Raw genomic sequence first — 26,734 nt, 5'->3', positions numbered from 1 at the left:
TGCCCCTCAGGAGGAACAGCATGCGGGCTGTCGCCCATCTGGCCGATCTCGACGACGCGATCGCGTTCCCGGCCTTCTACGTCCTGGTCGGCCCGGCCCTGCGCGCCGCCGCGCGTCCCGCGCTGTGCCGCGCCCGGCATCCGGTCCGGCCCTGCCGGGGTCCGGGCGGCGGATGGTGCGACGAGTGCGACGCCACCGCCGACGACCTGCTGATGAAATCGTTCTCGCGGTTGCGGGCGGCGCTCGCCGGGAACCCTCCGCGCACCGGGCAGGGCGCGGCCGTGCGGGAGATGGCCGTCGTCTGCGCGCACCTGACCGCGCCGGAGGCCGCCGACGAGAACGCCGACGCGTTCGCATCGGTGCTGCGGACGGAGACCGGGGAAGAACCGGCGTGGGTGCGCGCCGCCCGGTTCCAGCTCGTCCACTATCCGCTGCTGCACCTGGAGGAGCGGGTCCGACGGGCGGACGCGGTCGCGCGCGGCGCGGCGGCCCGCCCGGACCGCGACCTGCGGACGGCCGGCTGGGCGGCGCCGCTGCGCACCGACCCGGTCGCGGTCGACCTGCTGGTCGCGACCGTGTTCCGCGTCCGGCGCGGCGCTGCCGACCTGGACGTTCCGGACGACCTGCGCGAGCGCCACGGCCTCACCCGGCGCGATGCCGCCCGGATGCAGGGAGCCGCGCTCTCGCGCCTGCACGCGGTGAACCCGGGCTTCCACGCGGCCAACATCGGCGTCGTCCCGGCGGCACCGAGCGACCCGGGGGAGTGGGAGACGGTGTCCGCCGACCGGGACGACGCCCGCGCGACGCTCCGCCGCCTCGTCGTCCGGCCCGCCTATCGCGCGGTCGTCGCGGAGGTGTGCGCGGCCGGGATCGAGGGGCACGGCGACCCCGTCGCGGCGGCCGTCCACCGGTTGCGCCTCGGGGATCGGGCGGCGCGGCGGTTCGTCCGCAGGCTGGCCGGCCTCGTCGCGGCGGCGGGCCTGGAGTGGACGGCACGCCTCACGGCGACGTCGCCGCCGCCCAGCGCCGTGCCGCCGCCGCGAGCCGCCCGGCTTCGGCGAGGCTGACCACGACCGTCGCCCCACGCCCGACGACCCGGACGTCGAACGCGACACCCTCCCCGCACGGACCACATCCCAACCGGACCGGCACCGCGCCGCCGTCCGCCGCGAGCCGATCGGGCCGCTCCAGCTCGGCGGCCTCCCCTCGGGCGGCGGCGCTCAGCACCGCGACAAGGCCGGACGCGCCCCCGTCACCGACGTCGGCGGCGGCACGCACCGTCACCGCACCCCCGCCCCCGTCGAAGGTCAGCACCGCGAAAGGCCCATGAAAGAACGCCAGCACGCCTCCCGCCGTGACGTCCCGAGGACCGTACGGCCGCGCGCGAACCCGTCGCGCGTAGTCGCTCATCCGCCCGAACCGAGCGTGACCCGCCCCATGCCGAGACTCCGTCCTTCAACCCCCAAGCCGACACCCCACCCAGATGGACGACCCCCACCGCCTCCACCGTCCCCGCCCACGATAAGAAGCACGGCGCCCTCCAGAAAGCGAGACTTTGCGGCCCCTCGAAGGGGTGATGGGGACGCGGGCTACATCCGCATCAACCGGGCACTGCGCGCGTTGCGGCCTTCGAAGGGGGTGATGGGCACGCGGGGATACATCCGCACGGCGCTCACCACAGCGTGCTGCGACCCCTCGAAGGGGTGATGGGGACCCCAGGGTAAAGCACCAGCTCGCGCGTGGAGTGAGGTGGGCGGATCTTGGCCGGATTTCGGCGGGCCTCTGGTCGTGTCGTGGACCCCGGCGTGTCGCTGAAACCGTTCGTCCATCTGTACATGGCGAGCGCGGAGGCCGGTCGCGCTGTACGCGGGTGAATGCCGCTGGGAGGGGGCGTGGTGCGTTGGGCTCGGAACGGTATATCGCCCGACATCTCGGTCCGTAGTATCCAGTTTTTCGTTGAAGTAGACCGACAAGTCGCCCCTGGGCGCTAGCTTCGGCCCGTGCGTGGACGTGAGTGGTGGCCGCGTCCACGCGGCGCGTAACGAGAGAACTGATCGAAGCGTCGTCGCACGTCCGGACATAGAGAGGAATGAGTCAGATGCGATTGCGAGTGTCTTTCCACACGAGTGCGCGTGAGCTGCCCTGGGACGACGTCCTGGCGCCCGGTCGTCCCCTCTGTTACGCGCTGCTGGAGCGGGGTGCGCCTGAGCTGGGAAGTGTGATTCACGAGAAGGGCTGGGGTCCGCACGGGATGGTGCCGTTCGGGTACGGCGCCCCGGTGTTCCCGGCCGCGCGGAAGCGCCGGGGCGCTTATCCCTCGGAGGGGCCGGGGGTGCTCGAACTGGGCAGTCCGTTGCTCGCCGTCGTTGAGGCGTGGGCGGCTGCCCTCGCGTCGATGCCGGTGATCGCGTGGGGCGCGACGGCGTTCATCGTGGACGACATTCAGCCCGTCGACGCGCCGGCGTTTCCGTCCGGGCGGGCGACGTTCCGCACCGAGACGCCGGTGGTGATGAAGGGTTCGGGCCGGGACGAGCACGGAACGCGCACGACGCGGCAGGCATGGTGCCTTCCAAGCGATCCCGAATGGGAAGTGTTCGTGCAGAACAATCTGCGCCGCAAGGCCGAGACCGTGAATCTCGATCCGGACGTCAGCGTCGAGGGCGTCGGATGGGTCGGGGCGAAGCGGTCGTTCGCGGTGGGGAGCAGTCGCGGCGCCGGGGGCAGGAAGCCGGGCGCGTGCGTCGAGATCACGGTGTCGGGGCCGCCGGAGACGTTGTCGGCGCTCCATTCCTGGGGGCTCGGCCAGGCGAACAGCACGGGAATGGGCTGGATCGGTGCCTGACCTCACAACCGGCGGCTCGCTGAAGAACACACCGAGAATCCACGACTCTAATCCTGGGCTGAGCTGCGCCTTTACCGTGGAGTCCCCATCGCCCCTACGAGGGGTCGTAACGCGAACCGGAACAGCGCTGCCCCCCCATTGCCCTGGGAGGGGTCGCAGCCGGGCGATTCGCACCGACTACGAGTACGATCTCCGGGTCCCCATCGCCCTGGGAGGGTCGCGTCACGGCACAGAGGCGGCAGTGAGGCGTCCTACGCTGTCCCGATCACCCTGCGGGGGATGGAGCGTCGCGGCAGCGATGGTCCCGTCCTGATTGCTAGAGGAGAACCGCACAGCGGAAGGCGGCGCAACGCGGGCAATCTGGAGTTGCGCATCATCGCCTTAAAGGGCCTGTGGCCATCGCGAGTCTTATTGGTGAACATGGTGCCGGGCATGATGGCAACTTCTGGCGGCCCCGGGCAGGTTGACCAGGAGAATGCATGGCCGCATTGGATTAGCGCGGGTATTCACTTCGATTAGTGATCTTGGCGGGATGGTATCCCAAATTGAGCTTGCCTCTCGCCTGTCGGGTCTCGGTCAGGCGGATCAGGTGCGGGGCGGGAGGTCGAGAACGCGGGCGTGGTCGGGTGAGAGGATGACGGGTCCCCTCCAGCCACGGACCACTGCGGTGATGTGTGCGGGGTCGGGTGCTGTCGGGTTGGTGCTGATGCCGCGGGACCAGTTCTCCAAGAGTCCTTCGGTGGTGGCGATTCGATTGGTAACGAGGGTGTGGGCTCGTTGTCGGTTGTCCCACGAGTACCAAAGTGCCCATCCCTCGGAACGTGGTGCAACTCCCAAGAGCTGGCAGAGTTGCTCGTAGATGGGGCCGAGCAATGATTCAGGTCTGATCAGCGCGGCACCTCCGAGGCTGATGAATGGTCGGTCTTCGTCGAGGCAGCCGTCGCCTTCGAAGTGGTAGTGCCGCGCCGACTTGGCGATCTTGCTAATGGTGCGTTGGAGCGGTGTGGCGTCGTCGGGTCCGGGCTCGTAGCTGAGCCAGCCTTCATCGTCTGCTCGAGCGACGAGTTCGCGTGCGAGTAGCTCAAGGCCTCGCAGGTAGTCCCATTCGTCGGGATCGGCGGTCATCCGGGGAGTGTCGCATCACCGGGCGTGAGACCGCTCTTGAATATCGGTGCGCCGTGGGTCGGCAGGGTTCTGGGCTCGGCGGGCGTAGGTGTGGACGAGCCGATAGGACTCGGTGCCGGTCTCGATGATCACGCAGTGTGAAGATGCTGCGGTCGACCGTCACGGTGCAGAGTTGTCGTTCGGTCGATGCCTAGCCGGACCGCCGAACCAATCGTCGGAAGCGACGGCGATGCACGTTTTCTCCTCGCGTTGGGTGAGGATTCGTAAGAGCAGCAGTTCGGCGCCGCGTTCGTCAGGACGCGAACGCCTCTGCGTCGGCTTCCGTTGCGCTGAGGACAGAGCTTCACACGCGAGGAATAGCCATCCGGCTTCGCAGTGTGGCTGGTTTGGGCTCGTCGACCCTAGGGGTCGTCCCGAAACCATGCCCGGTCTGTCAGAGCTGATCCGACGGGCAGCGGGGAACTGGCTGGGTGGTTGTGTGGGCACTGTGGCGTCCTGGGTGAGCCTCGTCCGAGGCGTGAGCCACGAGGCTCGCGCGCTAGCCGCGCGACCCGTTACACCGTGCCTGTGCTGTCGGCATGGTTCAGCGGACAGCTCCTGGTCAGCCCGTTCGCAGGCCCGGAAAAGCACCTGCGAGCCTCCCAGACGGCACGCTGGGATGATTCATCATGAGGTCCGTGCACATCCTGTCCGTCAACGAATCCGAACTTCCGCTCGCGATGGAGCAGAATCTCGCCGAGCACGCCTGCCACCTGCATCGAACCCTGAAGGGCGCGTCCGTCACCGAGACCGGCGACCTGCTCATAGCCGACAGTGGTCTCGACGACGACACCTTCAACATCGTCGCGACGGCCCGCTTCACGCCGGGCACAGCCCCGGCAGGCGCTGCGGAGACGGCCCGAACCCTGGCCGCCACCGGCCGCCCCTTCTCCTGGTGGGTGGGCCCCGCCTCCACGCCGGACGATCTCGCCGAGCACCTTCGGGCCGCCGGCCTGGAGGCGTCGGAAACGGAGGCGGGCATGTGGAAGGACCTGCGCGACCCCCTCCCCGACGCACACGTCGACGGCCTGGAGATCCGTCCGGCCATCACTCCGGAACAGCTTGCCGACTACGCCACGGTCCTCGCCGCGAACTGGAACCCGCCCGCCGCCACGGTGCGCCAGTTCTTCGCCGACGCCGCCGATTCGGCTCTCACCGCCGACTGTCCCGCTCGCTATCTGGTCGGCTACGTCGATGGCCGTCCCGTCTGCTCGGCCGAGGTCTTCCTGCACGCGGGCGTCGTCGGCATCTACAACATCGCCACACTCGCCACCGACCGCCGCCGCGGCTATGGCGGCACCATCACCGCGGCCGCTTTGCACACCGCCCGGGACGCGGGCTACGAGACCGTGGTGCTACAGGCATCCGCCGACGGGGAACCTGTCTACCGCCGCCTCGGTTTCACCGTCTGCGGCCACTTCATCGAGTACGCCCTCACCCCCTGACCCGTCATGGCAACCGCTCCGCTCCTCACCAACGCCTGGTAGTCCATCGGCAACGCTTTACGCTCGGGGCATCGCCCCGATGGGACTCATGCCTGACAAGCGAAAACCGCACATGGTGGTCGGAGCGAGAGAATGCCCTCTCAGCCCACCAGGGCCGAGTTGTGCAGGCGCGCGATGCCGAGCAGCGCGTGGTGCACGCCGTCGCCTCTCAGGCGGCAGTCGCGCAAGAAGGCGTGCTCGACACAGGCCCTGACCTGTTTATAGGAGCGGTTGGTCGTCGTCGGAGTCGTCCGCAGCGGCGCTGCCGGGGTCCTACGGTAGGCCGTCATGCGGCCCATCCCTAAGACGCTGGGCTTCGCGGTGGTGGAACCGGGAGACGGTGGGTTAGTTCTCGATTGTTATGCCCAGGGCTGATGCCATCGCGTCCAGTAGGCCCATGGCGTCGTTGTTGGAGACGGTTGCGCCTGCGAAGCTGGTGATGCCTCGTACGCCGTTGAGGTCGCAGGCGGAGAAGTGCACGTTGTTCATGCGGGCGTTGCTGAATTGGGTCGCTGTGAGCTTGCAGCGCTCGAATCGGACGTGGGTTAGTTCGGCGTTCTGGAAGCCGGCCTCGGACAGGTTGCAGTCGCGGAAGACCACGTCGCGCAGGTGGGCGAAGCGGAAGTTGGCCAGGTCGGCGCGGCAGCCCTCGAAGGTGACGTCGCGCAGTCCGGCCTCGGTGAGCTGGAGGCCGGTCATCCGGCAGGTGGTGACGGCAGCGTTGAACATCCGTGAGTTGAACAGGCGGGCGTTCGCCATGTCGCATCCGGTGAATTCCACGTCGGCGAACCCGGCACGGTGCAGGACGATCGCGGGCAGGTAGGTCTGTTCGAACCGGCAGCGCTCGAAGTCGGGGTCCTCCACGTCTTCGGCGGTGATCGTCACCGGGCCGTAGGCGAGCGAGAGGTACTTCCCGTCGTGGACCAGCTCGGTGTCGGCGGCGGTCGCCGGTGTCAGGGACGTGGGGATCTCGGGTGCTTTCGGCTCTCGGAGGGGGCGACCAGTCTGCATGGCGCGACCTTACAAGTCAGTCGCGTGGATGCTGGCTCGTCGGTGATGCTTGTGGCGGACGGGTCGTCGGACTGTCGGGTGCGCGTCGGCGCCTGGGTGGCGCTTCAGGCGAGGCCCCATTGCGGACATGGTGACCCGAAGCCATCCTGACCGGCGTACGCTGAGCACGGACTTGAGCTCCGGATTTCAGCGACACACCGGGGTTTGCGACACGACCGGAGGGTCGCTGAAAACTGCCACGAGAACTTGCGGTTTCGCGGGTGGTTGAGCTGCGACTTTACCGTGGGGTCCCCATCGCCCCTACGAGGGGTCGCAACTGGTGGACGCCGCGGGCGATGTGGCGGATGAGTCGGTCCCCATCGCCCCTACGAGGGGTCGCAACTGATCACGCACGCGTAGGTTCCCGGCGCGATGGCCATGTCCCCATCGCCCCTACGAGGGGTCGCAACACGCTCGACGTGCTGGCGCCCGGCCGGGAGGCCGAAGTCCCCATCGCCCCTACGAGGGGTCGCAACGCAAGGGCGCCGGCGGTCTGTAGCCCGCGCCGCTCGCGTCCCCATCGCCCCTGAGAGGGGTCGCAACGTCATCTTCGCCAGGGTTCGCCCGGCGCCGCTGGCGTCCCCATCGCCCCTGAGAGGGGCAACGTTTTGGGTGGGTGTGGCATGGGGCTTTGTGTGGTGTGGGGTTGTTGGTTTGTGCGTTGAAGGGGGTGCTGGGGGTCTTAGGTGAGTAGGTGGTTCACGACGCGGGTGGTGGCTTGGCCGTCGTCGTGGGGGGCGTAGGTGGTGGCGAAGGTGTGGAGGCGGTGTTTGGAGGAGGTCGCTACGGCGTCTAGGTCGGTTAGGGCTTCGATTAGGTCGTCTCCCTTGGTGTAGAGGGGGCCGGGGGCTTGTTCGGTCAGGTTCAGGGTCAGGCCGCGGACGGACGTCTGGTAGTCGGTGATGTCCGGGGTGTACAGGAGGATCGGGCGGCGTAGGCCCGCGAAGTCGCACATCGCGGATGAGTAGTCGGTGATCAGGGCGTCCGAGGCCGCGTAGAGGGCGGTGATGTCGGGGTGGTCCGAGACGTCTACCAGGAAGCCCGGCAGGGACGGTAGCGGCTCGGTGTTCAGCAGGTGGTGGGAGCGGAGCAGCAGGACGGTGTCGTGGGCCAGGGCCGACGCCGCTCGTTCCAGGTCCAGGCCCAGGTGGTGGACGGCGAGGCCGTGGCGGTCGGTCTGGAGGTGGTCGCGCCAGGTCGGGGCGAACAGGACGGCGCGTTTGCCGTCCGGGATGCCGAGGCGGCGGCGGACGTCGGCGCGGAGCGCGTCGCGGGTGTCGGGGTGGTGGGCGGCGTCGTTGCGCGGGTAGCCGCTCTCCAGGATCTCGCCGTCGTAGCGGAACGCGCGGGCCAGTTCCCGGGTGCTGAACGGGTTCTGGGTGATGAGCAGGTCCCAGCGGGCGACGTCGTGCGCCAGCTCGCGGTAGCGCTGGTCGCGGCGTTCGCCGCGCGTCCAGTCGGTGTCGAAGCCGACCTTCTTCAGCGGCGTCCCGTGCCAGGTCTGCACGTAGCGCTGGCCGTCGCGGGGACGGTAGCAGGGCGGCTGCGCGACGTTGTTGACGATGAGGCGGGCCGTCGCGGTCAGCTCGTAGTACTCGGCGGAGAACCGCTGCACGGTCCGCGTGCCGGGCGGGGCGGGGAACGGGCGGTCGCCGCGCACCCAGACGAGGTCGTGGCCGGTGTCGCGGCGGCGGAACTCGTCGCAGATCGCGCGCGGGTTGCAGGACGCCTGCCAGCCGAAGTAGCTCTCGAACAGGACGAGGTCGCGCAGCGGGCGGCGCCGCCACACCGGGTAGCGGTGCTCGCGCAGCACCCGCCGCCCGTACGGGCCGCGTTCCTCGGGCTGGAAGGCGGGCGCGGCGGCGATGTGCAGGCCCTCGTCGCCGCGCGTCGGCCGGACGCGGTACGCCATCGGCCCGACGGTGCGTTCGGGCGGCAGGACGGTGAGCAGGTCGCGCGCCACGGTCAGGTCGAGCGGGGCGCCGGACGTGTCGCGCGCGCCGATCTCCCAGGTGCCGGTGAACAGCGGCAGGACGCCCTCGGCGGCGGGCAGCGCGGCCAGCGGCATCCGGACGGCGAACCGGTCGCCGTCGAGGGCGGCGGCGAACGTGTGGCGGTGGCCGGAGCGGCGGCGGGCGAGGGTGAGCGCGGCGGGCGGCACGCCGGTGCCGGTGACGACGAGGTCGCCGCCGTCCCACGCGACGCCGGTCACCAGGACGCGGCGCGGGTTCTGCGCGAGGACGAGGTTCCCGTACCGGGTCCGCGTGACCGTCGTGGGGCCGTGGACGGTGTCGGCGAACGCGTCCCCGACGCCGATCCGTACCGCTTTGCCCGCGATGACGAGCGAGACGTCGCAGCGCACGGACGCGTCGCCGTCCAGGTCGGGCAGGACGAACCGGAACGGGGTGCGCCCGTCGTCCGGCGTCCCGTACGCGACGGGCACGGTGCGGGTCGCGTCGCGCTCGCGGCAGCGGATCGTCACGGCGTCGTCGTCGCCGGTCGCGCCGCGCACGTAGCCGGTGACCGCGTCGCCGGACACGCCGGTCGCGACGGCGCGCGGGTGGCGGAGCCGGACGACGGCCCGCCCGTCGTCGGCCGGGACGACCTGGACGCGGACGCCGTCCGCCAGGTGCCGCGCGCGGGTCCAGGTGGCGGCGGGGCCGAAGCGGCGCAGCGTCGCGGCCCGGCGGACGCGGGACCGGCCGCGTCCGGCGCGGACGGCGACGACGACGCGCCAGTCCGCCGACCGCCACTTGGGGACGCGGCGCAGCGCGGCCGGGTCGACGGTGGCGACGAATCCGGCATGGTCGCAGGGCAGGGACGGCTGGCCCGCGTCGGGCGTCCGGATGCGCCGGATCGGCAGCGCGACGCGGCGTTTGGACGAGCCGTGCCGGAGCCACACGTCGATGCGGTCGTCGGCGGTCATGGGGAGCCCGGCGATGTGCGCATGGCCGGTGATCTCCAGCCGGTCGCCGGTCCACGCGACGGCGTCGATCCCGGCGCGCACGGTCAGTTCGCCGGTGACGTCGTGGACGGCGGCGGGGATCGCCGGGTCGTCGCGGAACGGCAGGCCCGCGTACCAGCGGCGGCGCAGCAGGCCGCGCGGCCGGGCGGGGGCGAGCGGGAGGCCGCAGCGTTCCAGCTCGCGGACGGTGACGAGGTCGGCGGCGCGCCCGGCGCACGCCAGGTGGTACTTCAGCCGTGGCAGTGCGGGCAGTTCGCGGAGCAGGCCGGGGCGCACGCCGCGCAGGTAGCCGTCGATGCGGCGGCACAGCTCGGCGCGGTAGGCGTCGTCGGCCTCCTCGACGACGTTGACGTACAGCATGAGGTCGTCGTTGAGGACGGTCCGGTCGTACTCGTCCTTGAGGTCGGGGGCGTGCGCGCGCAGGAACGCCGACACGGCCGACACCGACGCGACGCGGTCGCGCAGGTTGGAGATCTCGGTGCGGCGCTGGGTGATGGACGGGCCGCCGCCGGTCCGCACCCGGTACCGGTAGACGGGGTCGGCGAGGACGTCGACGGCGTCCGCGCGGACGTGGGCGGGGATGGTGACGGGGGCGTCCTCGTAGGCGCCGGTCGGGAACGCGAAGCCGTGCTCGTCCCAGAAGGAGCGGCGGAACACCTTGTTCCACGCGGTGCGGTCGTGCAGGAGGGCGCGGTCGGCGGAGACGTGGGTGCGGGTGCGGGCGCGGCGGAACGCGTCGCCGTAGAAGGACGCGCGGGTGACGCGGTCGGCGTCGAAGCGTTCGACGGCGCCGGTGCACAGGTCCGAGCCGGTGCGTTCCAGGGTGCCGACCATGCGTTCGTAGGCGTGCGGGAGCAGCATGTCGTCGCTGTCGGCGAACGCCAGGTACGTCCCGGTCGCGTGGGCCGCGCCGGTGTTGCGGGCCGGGCCGAGGCCGGCGTTGTCCTGCTGGACCAGGACGAAGCGGTCGTCGCGGGACGCGTACTCCTTGGCGGTGACGACGCTGTCGTCGGTGGAGCCGTCGTCCACCATGATCACCTGGAGGTCGGTGAGGGTCTGGCGGGCCAGCGACGCCAGGCAGTCGTCGATGTACCCGGCGACGTCGTAGAACGGGACCACGACACTGAGCGTCGGCTGCATAGGGCCTTTCCTTTCCGTGCGGGTCACCGGTGGACGAGGTCGAACTCGCGGTCCCAGCGGGCGGCGATGGCGTCGGGGTCGAACCGCCGCACGGACGTGCGGGCGGCGGCGCCGAGGGAGCGGCGCAGGGCGGGATCGTCGATGAGGGCGCGCAGGGCGGCGGCGAAGGCGGGGACGTCGCCCGCCGGGGTGACCAGGCCGTCGACGCCGTCGGTGATCAGCTCGCGGACGCCGGGGGCGCAGTCGAAGGCGACGCAGGGCAGGCCGTGCGCCATCGCCTCCATGATCGCCAGCGGGAAGCCCTCCTCGCGGGAGGTGAGCGCGAAGACCGAACCGGCGCGCAGCGCGGGCCCGATCGCGGTGGTGCGGCCGGGCCACTCGACGCTGTCGGCGATGCCGAGGTCGCGGGCCAGCTCGTGCAGGCGGCGTTCCTCGCGTCCGCCGGACTTGTCGGCGCCGTGGACGCGGAGCGTCCACGCGGGCGCGGCCGGGGCGACGAGCGACCACGCCTCCAGCAGCAGGTCCTGGCCCTTGTCGTAGTCGAGGCGGCCGAGGCGGACGACGACGGGGGCGTCCAGGCGGGCCCGGCCGTCGGGGACGATGTGCAGCGGGTTCGGCAGGTGGCCGGTGTTGGTGAGGCCGTCGCGGGCGAAGGCGTCGGCGTCCGCGCAGGTCAGGGCGAGGAGGCGGTCGGCGTCGGCGAAGTGGCGCAGGATGCGGCCGTGGCGGCGGGCCAGCTTGGACGCGGCGTGCGACTCGTGCACCATTCCGATCACCGGCATTCCGGGCGGCGCGGCGCGTTGCACCCACTCCATCGACCAGACCTCGGCGACGACGGCGACGGCGCCCGGCCGCGCGTTCCGCAGGATCGCGGCGAGGCGTGCGACGCCGCGCCACCGCTCCGCGCGGCGGGCGCGGCGGTCGGGGTGGAAGCGGTCGCGCAGGCCCTGCGGCTCCCAGGTGCCGCCGGGCGCCTCGGCGTGCAGGACGGTCGTCGCGTACGGGGCGGGGCCGTGGTCGTGCGTCCAGGCCGGGCGGACCATGCCGATGAGGTGGACGCGGTGGCCGCGCTCGGTGAACAGCCGTCCCATGAAATGCGCCCATGTCTGGACGCCGCCCATGATCTCGATGTTGTTGCAGATGAGGAAGATGTCGCGTCCCACCCGCCGCTCCCTTCCTGTGGGCATCTGGACGGGGTTATGAGCGCATGTCGGACACGTGTAACGCGAGTTGAACAAGGCCGACCGGAACCTTGGCACGACACGGATGATCAAGCCTCGGGTTGCGGCAAGAAGGGAAGGGAGGTCGTTTTCGGGGGGTTCGGTGGTGGCCGGGCGGATGCGCGGGTTGATGGGGCGGGCGGTGCGGTCGGTACGGGCCGCTCCGGTCGTGAAGGCCGCTCCGGCGCGGACGCGGACGGATCTCGGGCCGCACGACGTGGCGCGGCTGAACCTCGAAGTCGTCGCGGACGCGCTGGAGGCGGCCGGTGTGCCGTACCTCGTGCTGCGCGTGCCGGGGGTGCGGCACCGGGTCGTGGTGCGCGAGCCGTCGCGGCGCGCGGCGCTGGCGGCCGTGGCGGGGTGCCCGGAGGCCGCGTCGATGCGGGCGCGGCTGCTGGGGACCGACGGGGCGCGGGCCGTCCCGGCCGCCGACCTCACCGACCCGGACGGGTACGGGGTGCGGCTGTTCCGGCGGGTGGCGGCCTCGGCGGAGCTGGCGTTCGGGGCGGACTGCGGCTGCGACCTGGAGTTCTGGTCCGTCGCCGGGGACGGAGCGCTGCGGGCGCCGTGCGGGACGCCGATCGGACGCGACGTCCCGGCCGCCGCGCAGGTGCCCGCCGCGCTGCCCGTGGGGGATCGGCGGTATCCGTCGCTGGAGGCGTTCGTGCGGCCGCGCAGTGACGAGGTCGGGTTCGCGGTGGACGCCGTGTACACCTGGGTGGACGGCGCCGACCCGGCCTGGCTGTCGCGGCGGGCGGCGGCGCTGGGCGAGCGGCGTCCGCACCGCGCCGACGGCGGCCCGGCCCGCTACCTCAGCCGCGACGAGCTGCGGTACTCGCTGCGGTCGCTGGCGATGTTCGCGCCGTGGATCGGGCGCGTGTGGATCGTCACGGACGCGCAGGTGCCCGCGTGGCTGGACACCGCGCATCCGCGCGTCCGCGTCGTCGACCATCGCGACGTGTTCACCGACCCGTCCGCGCTGCCCACCTACAACTCGCACGCGATCGAGACGCGGCTGCACCACATCGACGGGCTCGCCGAGCACTTCCTGTACCTGAACGACGACTTCTTCCTCGGGCGCCCGTTGCGTCCCGAACGGTTCTTCACACCGGCGGGGGTGGCGCGCTGCTTCCCGTCACCGACGACGATTCCCCCCGGACCCGTGGCCGAGGGCGATCCGACGTGGATCGCGGCGGCGAAGAACGCGCGGGCACTGGTGGAGTCGGAGTTCGGCAGCACGACGACGTGCGCGTTCAAGCACGCGCCCTACGCGCTGCGCCGGAGCGTCCTGGCCGACCTGGAGGCGCGCTTCCCGGCGGCCTTCGCGGCGACGGCGGCCAGCCGCGTCCGCTCCCGCCACGACATCGCGCCGGTGTCGTCCCTCTACCAGCACCACGGCCGCCGCACGGGCGCCGCCGTGGACGGCTCGCTGTCCTGCGACACGATCCCGCTGGGCCGCGCCGACGCCCTGCCCACGCTGGAACGCCTTCTGACGGCCCGCGACCGCGACGCGTTCTGCCTCAACGACCTGGCGACCGGCGACCTGACCGAAGACGAGAAGACGGCCGCCGTGGCGTCCTTTCTGCCCCGCTACTTCCCGATCCCCGCCCCCTGGGAACGCGGCTCTCACCCGACGTGAGGCACCCGCGCGGCGTGGGCGGGGCGTTCGTAGAGGGTCAGGCGCATGCGTTTGGCGGTCCAGCGGGCCTTGCGGGTGGTCAGGCCCGCGCGGCGGACGGCCTGCTCGCGCCGGGCCGCCGCGGCGGCGGTGCGGGGGTCGCCGTTGAGGCGGCGGATGAGCCAGACGCGGTCGGCCGAGCGGAGGCGGCGGGCCAGCTCGGACGCGCGGACGTCGCGGGCGCGCAGGGACGCGCGGCGGGCGGCGGGGGTGCGCAGGGCCAGGTCGGTGAGCGGGGCGAACACGTTCGGGTAGGCGGCGGCCAGACCCCGGGTGACCGACGGCGTGAGGAGGAAGCCGTCGCCGGGACGGGAGTGCGCCGACAGGGCCCGCACGACCGGCGTCACGTCGTGCCACTTGCTGTCGGGGCGGCGGACGGCGGGCTGCGCCACGGCGCACGCCAGCAGGAGCGCGACCGCCGCCGGGACCGTCACCGCGCGCGGACGGGACACCGCGCCCGCCGCGATGAGCAGCGCCAGCGCGGGCACGGCGTACAGCACGTAGCGGCCGACGAACATCGGCTCGCGCAGCGACAGGCCCAGCAGCGCGACCGGCGGCACCACCAGCCACGGCACCGCGACCCACAGCAGCCGCCCCGCCCCCGACCGCGCCAGCGCCCACCCGCACAGCGCCGCCGCGAGCGCGGTCGCGGCGACGCCCCCGGTCACCCCCGTGACGACCCGCACGAGCATGGCGGCGTCCGGCGGCCGGATCCACTCGACGGCCCCGCGCTGCCCGGCCGCGACCAGCGCGAGCGGCGTCAGCGCGAGCCCCGCCGCCCCGGTCGCCGCGACCCACGCGAGGAACACCGCGCCGCGCCCCTTCCCGGCGGGCCGGAGGCCCAGGACGATGACCAGGTGGGCCGGGACGAGGAGGACCGCGAACAGGTGCAGGGCGCCCACGACGGTCAGTCCCAGGGCGTAGGCCGCGAACCACGCGGGGCGGCTCAGGGCGTGGACGAGGACGAGCGTCGTGACCGTCGCGGCGGCGGCGACCAGCGCGTAGGAGCGGGCCTCCAGGGCGTACTGGCTCGTCACGGGCAGGGCGGCGAAGACGAGACCGGCGACCAGGCCCGTCACGGGACCGGACAGGGCCCGGCCGAGAAGGCCCACGGCGGCGGCCGTCAGCACCGTGGCCAGCACCGACGGCAGGCGCAGCGCGGTGGGCGACGTTCCGGCGAGGTTCGTCCACTCGTGCATCAGCAGGTAGTACAGGCCGTGGACGGCGTCCACGTTGCCGAGCAGCGCCCAGATCTGCTCCCGGGAGCGGCGCGCGACGTCCACCGTGACGATCTCGTCCGTCCACAGCGACGGGCGGCCCGTGCTCCACAGCCCGAGCAGCAGCGCGATCAGCGCGGGGACGGCCGCGACCGTGACGGCGTCGAGGCGGGCGCGGACGGCGGGCAGCGGCAGGGCGGAGGCCGTCATGGCTCCGGCGGGGTGGGTTCGTGGGCGAAGACGCGGCGGGCGAGTTCGGCGGCGGCGTCGCCGCGCTCGTAGGTGGCGTGCTTGGCGGCGAAGGCGTGCCGGGCCTCGCGGTGGCGGGCGTGGTCGCGGTCGCGGACGGCGCCGGTCAGCGCGTCGAGGTCGCGGACGACGGGGCCCGGGACCTCGTCGGACAGGTCGAGGTAGACGCCGGTGCGCCGGGCGGGCGGGCCGGGGTCGAGCAGGACCATCGGGCGGTCGAGCAGGAGGTGCCGGAACACCAGCGGCGAGGCGTCGGTGACCAGGACGTCGCCGAGCGCGAGAGCCGTGGTGGCGTCGGTGGCGCGGACGGCGTCCTCCCACGGCAGGACGGCGAACTCCGCGCCGAGCCGGGCGGCGAGCGCGGCCGGGCCGAGATCGGGGACGGCCGGGGCCGCCCACAGGACGCGGACCTTCTCGTGGACGCCGAGGGCGCGGGCGGCGGTGGCGGCGCGTTCGGCGGCGCGGCCGTCCAGGAGCGCGTCGTTGCCGGGGCGGCCGGTGCGCAGCACCTCGGCGGACGAGCCCAGCGCGGGGACGAGCGTCTCCTCGTCGTGCGCGGACCCGACGGCCACCAGGTCGATGCGGGCCGCCGCCCGCCGCAGGCGCCGCCGCTCGGCCCGCGACGCCAGCTTCACCGCCGGGTCGTCCAGGCCGGTGTACGCGACGGGGGACTCGGGCGGCAGGTGCAGGTAGGCGGTCTCGGGCCGCTTGCGCAGGTGCGCGGGCAGCGGGTGGTCGGTCACCCAGTACCGGGCCCGGGCCAGCGCGAGGTAGTGCGCGAGGGACAGCCGCCGCACGACCCGCACCCCCGCCGGGAAGCCGGACGCGCCGTCCCGCGCGGCCCACACCATCCGCCCCCGGTAGCCGCTCGCCCGCAGCACCTCGTAGACCTCGCGCGGCCCGCCCTCGTACGCGCGCCCGCCCCGGCTCTCGAACACGACGCTGCCCCGCCGCACGGGCAGCCGCCGCAACACGCGCCGATACAGTGCGCGCCCCACCCCGGCGAGCCGGATGCCGCGCCGCACGCGCGGGTGGAGCCGCTGGCCGGGCCGTTCGGGCGGTGCGGCGGCGGGACGGACGAGGCGGTGGGGCAGCAGGACGACGCGGTCCGGCCCGGCGGCGCGGAGGGCGGCGGAGCCCGCGTCGTCGGCGGGCCAGGTGCCGGTCTCCTCCAGGAACGAGCGGCGGTACAGGCGGGCGGACGGATCGCGGGAGGCCGCGTCGTCGCCGGGGCCGTGGGCGCAGGCGACGGCGGCCGGGGTGCCGTCCAGGGCGGCGAGGAGGGTGCGGCAGGCGTGGCGGTCGAGTTCGCGGCCCGCGTCGAGGAACAGGACGTACTCGCCGGTGCCGCGGCCGTCGCCGGTGACGACCTCCACCGCGCGCAGCGCCTGGGCGCGCACCGAGGCGACGGAGCGGTCGAGCGCCGCGCCCGGACGGCCCCGCACGACGACCGTCACGGCGGGGCGGGCGGCGGCATCGCTGGAAGCACTCACCCCACCAGCATCAACCGGCCCGCCGGGCACTTGATCACGTCTGGGGCGTTCCCGGGCCGAGATTTGACCCCGCATCTGACCGGTGTCGATGCCGCCGTTCGGGGCACGTAGGAGACCGACCACGCGACCGGGGGAGAACGATGAGTCTTGAGGACAAGGCCAGCAACAAGCTGCGGGAGCTGAAGGGCAAGGCCATGGAGGTCACCGGGAAGACCGTCGGCAGCGGCCGCATGGAGGCCGACGGCCGCGCCGAGCAGGCCCGCGCCGACGTCGGCCAGAACGGGGACCGCGTGAAGGACCTCTTCGACTGACCGCCCGCGCGCCCCCGTCAGTCCAGCGGCAGCCCGAGTGTCCGGGCCTGCTCGCGGAGACGGGGGCGCGCGTCGGGGTGGGCGACCTGCTCCACGAGCTGCGCGGCCTGGGAGAGGGTGTCCTGCCCCCAGACGGCGGCGGTGCCCTGCTCGCTGACGATGTAGCTGTGCTGGAAGGACGTCGCCGGGCCGTCGAGGCGCGCGACGATGGTGGAGACGTCGGCGCGCGGATGCCACGACGGCAGCGCGATGATCGCCCGGCCGCCGCGCGAGTGCAGCGCGCCCACCACGAAGTCGCTCTGCCCGCCGAATCCGGAATGGACGGCGCCCCGGACGCGGGCGGCGTTGGCCTGCGCGAACAGGTCCACCTGGACGGCGCTGTTGACGGAGACGAGCCGGGGATGGCGCGCGATGAGCGCCGGGTCGTTGGTCTTCTCGGTGCGGAGCATCCGGACGCGGTCGCTGCGGTCCATCCACGCGTACAGCTCGGCGGTGCCGAACGCGAACGACGCCACGATCGGGGTGCCGGGGTCGAGCGTGCCGGACTTCTCCAGCGCCAGCACGCCGTCGCTGAACATCTCCGACCAGACCGCGAGCCCGCGCCGGTCGGCGAGGGACGCCAGGACGGCGTCGGGGATCGCGCCGATGCCGATCTGGAGCGTCGCCGCCTCGGGGACGAGCCCCGCGACGCGCTCCCCGATGCGGTGCGCGACGGCGCCGGGCTCGCGCGGCGCCGGGGACGGCAGCGGGTCGCCGCCCTCGATCGCGTAGTCGATGTCGTCCACCGGAAGGACCGCGTCGCCGTAGGTGTACGGCATGTGCGGGTTCGTCTCGGCGATGACGACGCCGCCGCGCGCCCGCACCGCCTCGATCGCGGCGGGCAGGATGTTCACTTCGACGCCGAGCGACACCGTCCCGTCCACGGGCGGCGAGGTCTGGACGACGACCACGTCCGGCGGCAGCGTCCCGGTGAGCAGCAGCGGCACGAGCGACAGCCGGCACGGCAGGTACCGCAGCCGCTTCCGCCGCCGCATCCCCGGCCCGACGAACGGCGTCTCCAGCACGACGCCGTCCCGGTCGGGCACGCCGTCCTGCGCGTTCAGCATGAACAGCCGGTACTCGGCCACGGTCGCGTCGAGCAGCCCGAGCGTCCGCCACGGCGTCCCGAAGTTGCCTCCGGCGACGACGCGCGGGTTCCCCGGCAGTCCCGCGAGCACGGCGGCCAGCCGCGCCTCGGTGACGACCCGCATGCCGCACCTCCCCTTGATCGTCGGCCCGACGATCAAGATACGCGCCGCTCAGGCGTCGCCGGTGGGCAGTGGGGGTTCGGCGTCGATGCGGGCGGACTCGGCGTCGGTGAGGAGGCGGGAGCGCAGCAGGAAGCGGACGCCCTCGGGGGCCTCCAGGGAGAAGCCGCTTCCCCGGCCCGGGACGACGTCGACCGTGAGGTGGGTGTGCTTCCAGTACGCGTACTGGCTCGTGCTCATCCAGAACGGGGTGCCGTCGTGGACGTGGCCGAGCAGCACGTCGGCAGCGCCGACCTGGAACTCGCCGCGCGGGAAGCACATCGGGGAACTGCCGTCGCAGCAGCCGCCCGACTGGTGGAACATCACCGGTCCGTGCGCGGCGATCAGCGTCTCCAGGAGGGAGCGGGCCGCCTCGGTGAGGGCGACCCGCTCCGCCCGGCCGGTCATCAGAAGAACCCGAGCCGCTTCGGCGAGTAGCTGACCAGCAGGTTCTTGGTCTGCTGGTAGTGGTCGAGCATCATCGCGTGGTTCTCGCGGCCGATGCCCGACGCCTTGTAGCCGCCGAACGCGGCGTGCGCGGGGTAGGCGTGGTAGCAGTTCGTCCAGACGCGGCCCGCCTTGATCGCGCGGCCGAAGCGGTAGGCGGCCGAGCCGTCGCGGGTCCAGACGCCGGCGCCGAGGCCGTAGAGCGTGTCGTTGGCGAGCTTCAGCGCCTCCTCGGGGGAGTCGAACGTCGTCACCGACACGACCGGGCCGAAGATCTCCTCCTGGAAGATCCGCATGTCGTTGGTGCCCTTGAAGATCGTCGGCTCCACGTAGAAGCCGCCCTCCAGGCCCTCGACCGTGCGGGGGCCGCCGCCGGTCAGGACCTCGGCGCCCTCCTTCTTCCCGATGTCCAGGTAGGACAGGATCTTCTCGTACTGGTCGTTGGACGCCTGCGCGCCGATCATCGTCGCGGGGTCGAGCGGGTTCCCGGTGACGATGGCCTTCGTCCGCTCCAGGCAGCGCGCCATGAACTCGTCGTAGATCGACGAGGCGATGAGCGCCCGCGACGGGCACGTGCACACCTCGCCCTGGTTGAGCGCGAACATCACGAACCCCTCGACGGCCTTGTCCAGGAAGTCGTCGTCGGCGGCGGTGACGTCCGGCAGGAAGATGTTCGGGCTCTTGCCGCCCAGCTCCAGCGTCACCGGGATGATGTTCTGCGACGCGTACTGCATGATCAGGCGGCCGGTCGTCGTCTCGCCGGTGAACGCGACCTTGGCGACGCGCGGGCTGGACGCCAGCGGCTTGCCCGCCTCGACGCCGAACCCGTTGACGACGTTGACGACGCCGGGCGGCAGCAGGTCCGCGATCAGCTCCATCAGCAGCAGGATGCTCGCGGGCGTCTGCTCGGCGGGCTTGATGACGGTGCAGTTCCCGGCGGCGAGGGCGGGCGCGAGCTTCCACACCGCCATCAGGATCGGGAAGTTCCACGGGATGATCTGCCCGACGACGCCCAGCGGCTCCTGGAAGTGGTAGGCGACGGTGTCGTCGTCGATCTGGCTGATGCCGCCCTCCTGCGCGCGGATCGCGCCCGCGAAGTAGCGGAAGTGGTCCACGGCGAGCGGCAGGTCGGCGGCGCGCGTCTCGCGGACCGGCTTGCCGTTCTCCCACGCCTCGGCGACGGCGAGCCGCTCCAGGTTCTCCTCGATCCGGTCGGCGATCCGGTTGAGGACGAGGGCGCGTTCGGCGGCCGGGGTGCGGCCCCACTTCTCGGCGGCGGCGTGCGCGGCGTCGAGCGCCAGGTCGACGTCGGCGGCGGTGGAGCGGGCGACGCGGGTGAAGACCAGGCCGTCCACCGGGGACGGGTCGTCGAAGTACCGGCCGTCCACCGGCGGCGTCCACTCGCCGCCGATGAAATTGTCGTACTGCTCGCGGAACTGCACGATGCTGCCGTCGGTGCCCGGCTTGGCGTAGACCATGACGCCTCCTCGCTCACTGGGGTGGGAGGGCCACGATGCGCCGCGCAGGTTGCCGGAAGGTTGCCGCTCAGGTCCGCGCGGCGGCGAGGCGGGCGGCGACCAGGCCGCGCCGGGCGTCGCCGGGCGGCAGCAGGCGGCGGGCGTGCTCGTGGACGGCGGCGTCGAACGGGCTGCGCTCGCCGTACGCCAGCGCGACGGACGCGTCCCGCGACGCGAGCACCGCCGCACGGACGGCGACCTCCAGGTGGTCGCGCCACTCGGCCAGGCCGGGCGCGTCCGACTCGGGCAGCAGCGGCCCGGTGTACCGGGCGACGGCGGTGGCGGCGTCACCGGCCGCGAGGGCTTCCAGGACGGCGGCGGCGTCGCAGGCGACGGGCTCGGTGAGCGCGTAGCGGCGGGTCGCGAGGGTGCCGCCGAGGGTGGCGCGGAGCCGGGACACGTGGGCTTTCAGCGTGGCGTCGCTCACCGGGCGGTCGCCGTAGAGCGCGTGCCGGAGGCGGGCGGGGGAGAAGCCGTCCGGTTCGAGGGCGAGCAGGGTGAGGATCTCGATCTGCCGGGGACGCAGCGGCAGCGGACGTCCGTCGCGGACGGCGCGGGCGGTGCCGAGGCAGTCGAGCCGGACGCGTCCGGCGGGGGCGGCGGGTCCGAGCCGGGCCTGGATCGCGGTGGCGAGGCTGCGGACGGTCGCCATCGCCAGCGGGTGCGAGCGGTCCCACGTGGTGGACAGGTCGAGGACGCCGAGGGTGCGGCCCTGCGCGGTGCGGATCGGCGCGCAGTAGCAGACCCAGCCGTGCAGCGCGGCGACCAGGTGCTCGGCGGAGAAGACGCGGGCGGGCCGCCCGTCGCGCAGCGCCAGCGACAGCGCGTTGGTGCCCATGCCGGTCTCGTCCCAGCGCCCGCCGGGGGCGAAGTTGACGCGTTCGGCGCGGTTGCGCATGACGCGGCCGCCGCACGTCCACAGGATGGTGCCGGACTCGTCGGTGACGGCGGCGACGAACCCGGCGTCGTCGGCGATGGCGCGCAGTTCGGCGGCCAGCTCCTCGACGGGGGTGCGCAGCGGCGATCCGCGCCAGCGGGCGGTGACGTCGTCCTCGCCGGGCGCGCTGGTGCGCGCGGGATCGACCTGCGCGAGCGACCGCGCCCACGACTGGGCGATCTCGGTCCGCACGAGGCGTCCGTCGGCGAGCGGCCGTCCGGTCGGCACGCGCCGCGACCACTCCCGTTCCAGCTCCGCCCTGCGCAGGTCGAGGGCGCCGTCGTCACCCATCCGCCGTGCTCCTCCGGGCCGCCGCGAACCGGCCCTGCGCCCATCATGCCCCGATGTGACCCAGATCGCACGCGCGGTGGACGTACTCGTGGGGTGACAAACGCGGTTCCGGATTCTTCGCGTGGGCGCAAATCTCATTCTCAAACGACAGAGCGGCCGGAAATTGCATCGCCGCAGGTGATGCGGACCGGCGTGCGGAGATTCACACTGCTCACGCGCCCCACCCCGGGGGTATCCGAGAGAGGACTCCGCGTGAACTCCACCTTCGTGAAACGGCTCCGGCTGCTGCCCGCCGGAACCGCCCTGGTCTGCGCGTCGCTCGGGTTCGGCGTCGCCCCCGCGCACGCGGACCCGTCCCACCAGCGCGGACCCGACCCGACCGAGGCGAGCGTCAAGGCGGAGCGCGGCACTTACGCCGTCGGGGAGACCAAGGTCAACCGGGGCACCGGCTTCAACCGGGGGACGATCTACTACCCCGACACCAAGACCGACGGCACGTTCGGCGCCATCGCAGTGATGCCCGGCTTCGTGTCGCCGCAGTCGACGATCCAGTGGTTCGGGCCGCGGCTCGCGTCGTACGGGTTCGTCGTCATCACGCTGGACAGCGCCATGCCGATGAACTTCCCGACCGCGCGCTCGAACCAGCAGCTCGCCGCGCTGGACTACCTCGTCAAGTCCAGCCCGGTGCGCGACCGCATCGACGCGTCCCGCCTCGCGGTCATCGGGCACTCGATGGGCGGCGGCGGCAGCCTGTGGTCGGCGCAGAAGCGGACATCGCTGAAGGCCGCGATCCCGCTCGCGCCGTGGGAGTACAACAGCGCGTGGGACGGCGTCCGCACCCCGACCCTGGTGATCGGCGGCGAGGACGACAAGATCGCCCCGGTCGGCGGCATGGCCAGCAACTTCTTCACCAAGCTGACCAACGCCCCCGAGAAGGCGTACCTGGAACTGCGCGGCGGCAACCACTGGGCCCCGACCCAGCAGAGCCCGGTCGTGAACAAGTACACGCTCTCCTGGCTCAAGCGCTACGTGGACGGCGACGAGCGCTACAGCAAGTTCCTCTGCCCGGCCCCGGCCACCGACACGGCCATCAGCGAGTACCGCGACACCTGCCCGGCCTGACCGGAGCACGCACGGCGGCGGCCCCCGTGCCGCCGCCTACCGCGCGGCGCGGGGCAGCGGGGCCGTTAGCGCCCGCGCCGCGCGGGCCAGGGGACGCCGCCGGGCGAACAGCCCGGGCGCGACGGACAGGTCCGCGTAACGGAACGTCCCGTCGGGACGGACGAGGGACAGCACGCGCGGCTCGGGCAGGGAAGCCGCCGCGAACGACAGCAGCGCGGGCAGCCGCGGCAGGATGACGCCGAAGTCCAGGGCGTGCGGCAGCGCCCCTTCGAGGCGGATCAGGTCGTCGAAGGTCAGGCCCGTCAGTGGGTACTCCTCGGGGAAGGCGTCGCGCAGGTCGAGGAAGAAGCCGACCGACGCGCCGCGCGGATCGCCCACGACGCCGCCGAGCGGGGCGAGCAGCCCGAGCGCGAGCCGGGGCGCGGTGGCGAGGGCGTGCGTGTACAGGACGCGCAGCAGCGCCACGTTGATCATGAAGCGTTCGGCGGGTGTCTCCCGCCGCGCGAGGTCCTCGTGCGCGAGGTATCCGGCGACGACGCTGGCGTTGTGCGCGGTGAACCAGGCGGCGGGCGACGGCCGGGCGAGGAACCGCCGCCACAGGGCGACGCAGTGCGACGACGGGCGTCCGGCCGGGCCGAGCAGGGCCGCTTCGGCCTTGTCCCGCAGCAGCCGGTCGTTGACGGCCCGCCACCAGGGGCTTCCGGTGCCGGCGTCGAGGACGCCGCGGCCGATCTCCCAGCGCAGGAACGCCAGCTCGGCGCGCCCGTAGCGGGCCGCCGGACCCGTGTAGAACGCCGCCGCGAGCGCGACCCGCGCCTCCACGTCGTCCGCGACGGACGCCACGTGCTCCGCCGCGAGGACGGCCGCCTGTTCCATTCGAGACAGCAAACCATGCGCGGACGTCCCGTTGGTCCGTGTGTCGGGCACCATGGAGGGATGACGGGGGAGGGGTTCGCGGCGCTGGCCGATCTGGTCGGGGACGGGGGCGTCGTGGTCCTGAGCGGGGCCGGGTTGTCCACCGAGTCCGGGATTCCCGACTACCGGGGGCCGCTGTCGCGGGGGCGTGATCCGCGTCCGATGACCTATCAGACGTTCGTGGGCAGCGCCGGGGCGCGGCGGCGGTACTGGGCGCGCAGCCACCTCGGGTGGCGGCACATCACCGGGGCCGCGCCGAACGACGGGCACCGCGCGGTCGCCGCGTTGCAGCGGTGCGGGCTGGTCAGCGACGTGATCACGCAGAACGTGGACGGGCTGCACCAGGCGGCGGGCGCCCGCGACGTCGTCGAACTGCACGGCGCGCTCGACCGGGTGATCTGCCTGGGCTGCGGAGAGCGGACGGCCCGGCTCGACCTCGACCGGCGGCTGCGCGCCGCCAACGCCGACTGGGACGTGCGGGCGCGCGGCCTCAACCCCGACGGGGACGTCCCCCTCACCGACGCCGAGACCGCCGCCTTCCGGACGGTCGACTGCGCGGGCTGCGGCGGCGTCCTCAAACCCGACGTCGTGTTCTTCGGTGAGAACGTCCGGCGCCCCCTGGTGGACCGGTGCTTCACGGTCACCGAGAACGCGGGGACGCTGCTCGTCCTCGGCTCGTCGCTGACGGTGCTGTCGGGGTACCGGTTCGTCCGCCGCGCGGCCCGGCACGCGGTCCCGGTCGCGATCGTCAACCTCGGCCCGACGCGCGGCGACGCCGACGCCCGCGTCCGCCTCGACGCCCCCCTCGGCCCGACGCTCACGTCCCTCGCGGCCCACCTCGTCCCGGCCGCCGCCCGGTGATCGTCGCCGCGACCCGGCCCGCCTGCGTCGCGACCCCCGGCGCGCTCGCTTGCGGCGAGGTGGCCGGATTCGCCGGGAAAGCGTGGTGCCGGGGTGTTGTGCGCCGTTAGGGTGGCGCGGTGTTCGGGAGGGCGCGGGGGCGCAGACCGTGGTCGGTGGCCGCCGTGTTTGGCGGCGGGCTGCTGGCGTTCGCGGTGCTCTTCGTCGCCGTCGGGCTCGACAAGGCGGACCAGTACGGCAGCGTGATCGGCGCCCTGACGGCGTTCGCGATGGCCGGGGTCGCGCTGTGGCAGTGGCGGACGCCGCCGCCCGCGCCCGGCGACGCGCTCGACACGGCGGCGGCCCTGCTCGCCGAGGCCGTCGGCGCCCAGTGGCGCGAGGAGGCCCGCGTCCGGGGCCTGTGGCGGCCCGAACCGCTGCGGGTGCGCTGGTCGACCACGCGGCGGCCCGTCCAGGCCGCCGTCCCGGCGCGCGACCTGCGGCGGCGCGGCGACGGCGCGCGGCTCGCGGCGAACTTCCGGGCGAACCCGGCACGGCAGCTCGTGATCCTGGGCGGCCCCGGCGCGGGCAAGACGACGCTGACCGTCCTGCTCGTCGTCGAGCTGCTGCGCGAGCCGCGCCCCGGCGAACCCGTGCCGGTGCTGCTGCCGCTGTCGTCCTGGAACACCCGGACGGACGTGCGCGCATGGATGGCCGAGCGGCTGGAGGAGGACCACGCCTTCCTCACCGACGCCCGCGCGCACGGCCCCGGCGTCGCCGCCCGGCTGATCGCCGCCGGCCGCGTCATGCCCGTCCTGGACGGCCTGGACGAGGTCGCCCCGGCCCGCCGCGCCGCCGCGATCGAGGCCGTCGAGCGGGCGTTCTCCACCGACCCGCTGGTGCTGACCTGCCGCGCCGACGAGTACGAGGAGACCGTCACCGCGTCGAACACCCCGATCAGCCGCGCGCCCGTCATCGAGCTGGAGGACGTGGACGTCGAGGACACGATCGCGTTCCTGGAGCGCGTCGACGGCCCGTCCGGCGACCGGTGGACGCCCGTGTTCGCCCGCCTGCGCGCCGATCGGGACGGCCCGCTCGCCGCCGCGCTGTCCACGCCGCTCATGGTCGACCTGGCCCGCACCGCCTACACCGCCCCCGGCAGTGACCCCGCCGAGCTCCTGGACGCCGACCGGTTCGGCGAGCGGGGCGCGATCGAGGACCACCTGCTCGACAACCTCGTCCCGGCCGTCTTCCCCGAGCACGGCCGCTACCGGCGCGACCGGGCCCGGCGGTGGCTGGCCGCGCTCGCCCGCCAGATGTGGTGGCGCGGCACCCGCGACATCGCGCCGTGGCAGCTCCGGTCGGGCGTCGTGGCGCTGGTGGGCGGCGCGGCGGCGGGCGCCGGCGGCTGGCTGCTGTGCGGGCTCATGTTCGGTACGACCGCCTGGCAGACGCACCTCGGCGGCGTCCTGGTCGGGCTGGCGGGGGCGCTGACCGCGATGGTCGGCGAACGGGCCGACGCGCCGCGCGACGCCGCCGCCGACCCGCGCTCGGTCCTGCGCCGCCACCTCGCCCTGTCCGGCCTGTGGACGGCGCTGGTCGGCACGCTGGTGGGCCTGCTGCTGTTCGTCGCGGCGGGCGGCGTCGGCGGGGACTCGGTCCGCGCCCGCCTGCTCGGGGTCGCGTTCGCGGCGCTGTTCGGGCTGAGCACGGCGGTGAGCAGCTCATGGGGCGCGTACCTGGTCTCGCACGGCTGGCTGGCGCTGACCGGACGGCTCCCGCTCCGGCTCCACCCGTTCCTGAAGGAGGCCCACCGGCGCGGGGTGCTGCGCCGGGCGGGGGCCGTCCACCAGTTCCGGCACGCCCGCCTCCAGGACCGGCTGGCCGGATCGCCCGACGGACCGGGGGACGGCGAGGCGCCCCCGCGCCTCGGCTGGTGGTCGGCGTCGCTGCTGCGGATCGCGGCGCCGGTCGTGGCGCTGCTGGTCGCCGTGCTGGTCTACCTCACGACCTGGCCCGAGGTGTCGCTGGAGGCGGTGGACGGATACCGGCCCGCGCGCTCGACCGTCCTCGTCGAGCAGAACTGCCCCAACGCGCAGGGGCAGCCGGAGGACTGCTCCTTCAGCCAGGTCGTCCACACCTGGCGGCTGCCGCCCGGCGCGCGCACCGAGACCCGCTTCGCGCTGCGCGACGCGTCCGGCTCGGTGGCCTTCTCCGGGCTGCGCGGCCATGCGCGGCTCGACGGGTGCCCCGCCGCCGTCGCCGAGATCGCACTGCGCGTCGGGACGAACGCCCCGCAGACCCTGCGGATCAACGCGGGCCGCACGCCGCGGGTGCTCGCCGCGCTCAGCGGGCGGTGGCCGCCGGAGACGCCCGGGTTCGTGGTCACCGTCCGCCGCCTCGACGCGCAGCCGTGCGCGGCCGAGATGGTCTGGACCGACGTGCGGGTGACGCAGGCCGTCCTCGGATACCTCCACCGGAACCTGCGGGGCGAACGGTCCTGACGGCCGGGACCAAGGTCCCTGGCGTTCATGGAGCGGCCTCGGGAGGCTGGACGCTTCTCAGT

20 protein-coding genes and 1 pseudogene are annotated in these 26,734 nt (G+C 73.5%); 8 read left to right on the top strand and 13 right to left on the bottom strand.

What is annotated here, in order from left to right:
* The first annotated feature begins 20 nt into the window (after positions 1-20).
* Positions 21-1,067: a hypothetical protein gene (locus tag C229_RS0101145; protein ID WP_018653242.1), complete on the top strand. Its 1,047-nt coding sequence runs from the start codon at positions 21-23 to the stop codon at positions 1,065-1,067.
* Here C229_RS0101145 and C229_RS0101140 read toward each other — a convergent pair.
* Entirely contained in the window at positions 1,000-1,284 is a 285-nt protein-coding gene (locus tag C229_RS0101140; RefSeq protein ID WP_155884524.1) for a hypothetical protein, read from the bottom strand. The genes C229_RS0101145 and C229_RS0101140 overlap by 68 nt on opposite strands.
* A 1,048-nt stretch (positions 1,285-2,332) precedes the next feature.
* Between C229_RS0101140 and C229_RS0101135 the strand changes: the two genes are divergently transcribed.
* A complete protein-coding gene (locus C229_RS0101135; RefSeq protein WP_240487040.1) occupies positions 2,333-2,842 on the top strand; it encodes a CRISPR-associated endoribonuclease Cas6 in 510 nt (169 codons plus the stop codon).
* 585 nt (positions 2,843-3,427) lie between these two features.
* On the opposite strand, the gene C229_RS33945 is transcribed toward C229_RS0101135, so the two are convergent.
* The gene (locus C229_RS33945) at positions 3,428-3,967 is read right to left on the bottom strand and encodes a hypothetical protein (protein WP_155884523.1); all 540 of its coding nucleotides are present in this window, start codon (positions 3,965-3,967) and stop codon (positions 3,428-3,430) included.
* Between the two features lie 668 nt (positions 3,968-4,635).
* Here C229_RS33945 and C229_RS0101130 point away from each other — a divergent pair.
* The gene (locus C229_RS0101130) at positions 4,636-5,451 is read left to right on the top strand and encodes a GNAT family N-acetyltransferase (RefSeq protein ID WP_018653239.1); all 816 of its coding nucleotides are present in this window, start codon (positions 4,636-4,638) and stop codon (positions 5,449-5,451) included.
* A gap of 140 nt (positions 5,452-5,591) precedes the next feature.
* Here the strand turns inward: C229_RS0101130 and C229_RS0101125 are convergent.
* The 4 genes and pseudogenes from C229_RS0101125 to C229_RS0101110 form a co-directional block, all read right to left on the bottom strand.
* A pseudogene (locus tag C229_RS0101125) lies at positions 5,592-5,723 on the bottom strand (IS5/IS1182 family transposase); the annotation flags it as partial.
* Between the two features lie 112 nt (positions 5,724-5,835).
* A complete protein-coding gene (locus C229_RS0101120; RefSeq protein ID WP_018653237.1) occupies positions 5,836-6,501 on the bottom strand; it encodes a pentapeptide repeat-containing protein in 666 nt (221 codons plus the stop codon).
* A gap of 721 nt (positions 6,502-7,222) precedes the next feature.
* Positions 7,223-10,645 (bottom strand): bifunctional glycosyltransferase/CDP-glycerol:glycerophosphate glycerophosphotransferase, encoded by a 3,423-nt coding sequence (locus C229_RS29000; RefSeq protein WP_018653236.1) that lies wholly within the window; start codon positions 10,643-10,645, stop codon positions 7,223-7,225.
* A gap of 23 nt (positions 10,646-10,668) precedes the next feature.
* Positions 10,669-11,808, bottom strand: a complete 1,140-nt coding sequence (locus tag C229_RS0101110; RefSeq protein ID WP_018653235.1) for a glycosyltransferase — start codon at positions 11,806-11,808, stop codon at positions 10,669-10,671.
* A gap of 175 nt (positions 11,809-11,983) precedes the next feature.
* On the opposite strand from C229_RS0101110, the gene C229_RS28995 reads away from it, so the two are divergent.
* Positions 11,984-13,504: a stealth family protein gene (locus C229_RS28995; RefSeq protein ID WP_169513802.1), complete on the top strand. Its 1,521-nt coding sequence runs from the start codon at positions 11,984-11,986 to the stop codon at positions 13,502-13,504.
* Here C229_RS28995 and C229_RS28990 read toward each other — a convergent pair.
* Together C229_RS28990 and C229_RS0101095 are read right to left on the bottom strand one after the other, a co-directional pair.
* The gene (locus C229_RS28990) at positions 13,492-14,970 is read right to left on the bottom strand and encodes a glycosyltransferase family 39 protein (RefSeq protein WP_018653233.1); all 1,479 of its coding nucleotides are present in this window, start codon (positions 14,968-14,970) and stop codon (positions 13,492-13,494) included. The two genes, C229_RS28995 and C229_RS28990, sit on opposite strands and share 13 nt — an antisense overlap.
* Positions 14,967-16,502, bottom strand: coding sequence for a CDP-glycerol glycerophosphotransferase family protein (locus C229_RS0101095; RefSeq protein WP_155884522.1), 1,536 nt, complete (start codon positions 16,500-16,502; stop codon positions 14,967-14,969). The genes C229_RS28990 and C229_RS0101095 overlap by 4 nt, the downstream gene beginning before the upstream one ends.
* Before the next feature lie 140 nt (positions 16,503-16,642).
* On the opposite strand from C229_RS0101095, the gene C229_RS28985 reads away from it, so the two are divergent.
* Entirely contained in the window at positions 16,643-16,813 is a 171-nt protein-coding gene (locus C229_RS28985) for a CsbD family protein (protein WP_018653232.1), read from the top strand.
* A gap of 17 nt (positions 16,814-16,830) precedes the next feature.
* Here the strand turns inward: C229_RS28985 and C229_RS0101085 are convergent, their stop codons facing one another.
* The 4 genes from C229_RS0101085 to C229_RS0101070 all read right to left on the bottom strand — a co-directional run bounded on the left by C229_RS0101085 (position 16,831) and on the right by C229_RS0101070 (position 21,291).
* Entirely contained in the window at positions 16,831-18,063 is a 1,233-nt protein-coding gene (locus tag C229_RS0101085) for an acetyl-CoA hydrolase/transferase family protein (protein WP_018653231.1), read from the bottom strand.
* A gap of 48 nt (positions 18,064-18,111) precedes the next feature.
* Positions 18,112-18,507 carry a DUF779 domain-containing protein gene (locus C229_RS0101080; protein ID WP_018653230.1) on the bottom strand — a complete coding sequence of 132 codons (396 nt, stop codon included), beginning with the start codon at positions 18,505-18,507 and terminating at the stop codon, positions 18,112-18,114.
* Positions 18,507-20,024, bottom strand: a complete 1,518-nt coding sequence (adh, locus tag C229_RS0101075) for an aldehyde dehydrogenase (RefSeq protein WP_018653229.1) — start codon at positions 20,022-20,024, stop codon at positions 18,507-18,509. Before adh ends, C229_RS0101080 begins: the two co-directional genes overlap by 1 nt.
* A gap of 67 nt (positions 20,025-20,091) precedes the next feature.
* On the bottom strand, positions 20,092-21,291 hold the full coding sequence (locus tag C229_RS0101070) for a helix-turn-helix domain-containing protein (protein WP_018653228.1): 1,200 nt from the start codon (positions 21,289-21,291) through the stop codon (positions 20,092-20,094).
* Positions 21,292-21,543: 252 nt separating this feature from the next.
* Here C229_RS0101070 and C229_RS0101065 point away from each other — a divergent pair, with 252 nt between their 5' ends.
* Positions 21,544-22,413, top strand: coding sequence for an alpha/beta hydrolase family protein (locus C229_RS0101065; protein ID WP_018653227.1), 870 nt, complete (start codon positions 21,544-21,546; stop codon positions 22,411-22,413).
* 36 nt (positions 22,414-22,449) lie between these two features.
* On the opposite strand, the gene C229_RS28980 is transcribed toward C229_RS0101065, so the two are convergent.
* Positions 22,450-23,289: a hypothetical protein gene (locus C229_RS28980; protein ID WP_018653226.1), complete on the bottom strand. Its 840-nt coding sequence runs from the start codon at positions 23,287-23,289 to the stop codon at positions 22,450-22,452.
* A gap of 60 nt (positions 23,290-23,349) precedes the next feature.
* Between C229_RS28980 and C229_RS0101055 the strand changes: the two genes are divergently transcribed.
* Both C229_RS0101055 and C229_RS32465 read left to right on the top strand, forming a co-directional pair.
* Positions 23,350-24,189 (top strand): NAD-dependent protein deacetylase, encoded by an 840-nt coding sequence (locus C229_RS0101055; RefSeq protein WP_018653225.1) that lies wholly within the window; start codon positions 23,350-23,352, stop codon positions 24,187-24,189.
* Positions 24,190-24,344: 155 nt separating this feature from the next.
* On the top strand, positions 24,345-26,672 hold the full coding sequence (locus C229_RS32465; protein WP_018653224.1) for an NACHT domain-containing protein: 2,328 nt from the start codon (positions 24,345-24,347) through the stop codon (positions 26,670-26,672).
* Positions 26,673-26,734 lie beyond the last annotated feature (62 nt).

It is taken from the genome of Actinomadura flavalba DSM 45200 (assembly GCF_000374305.1).
GTDB lineage: Bacteria > Actinomycetota > Actinomycetes > Streptosporangiales > Streptosporangiaceae > Spirillospora > Spirillospora flavalba.
The sequence above is the reverse complement of the archived record's forward strand: the minus strand, read 5'-3'. Positions and strand labels throughout refer to the sequence as shown.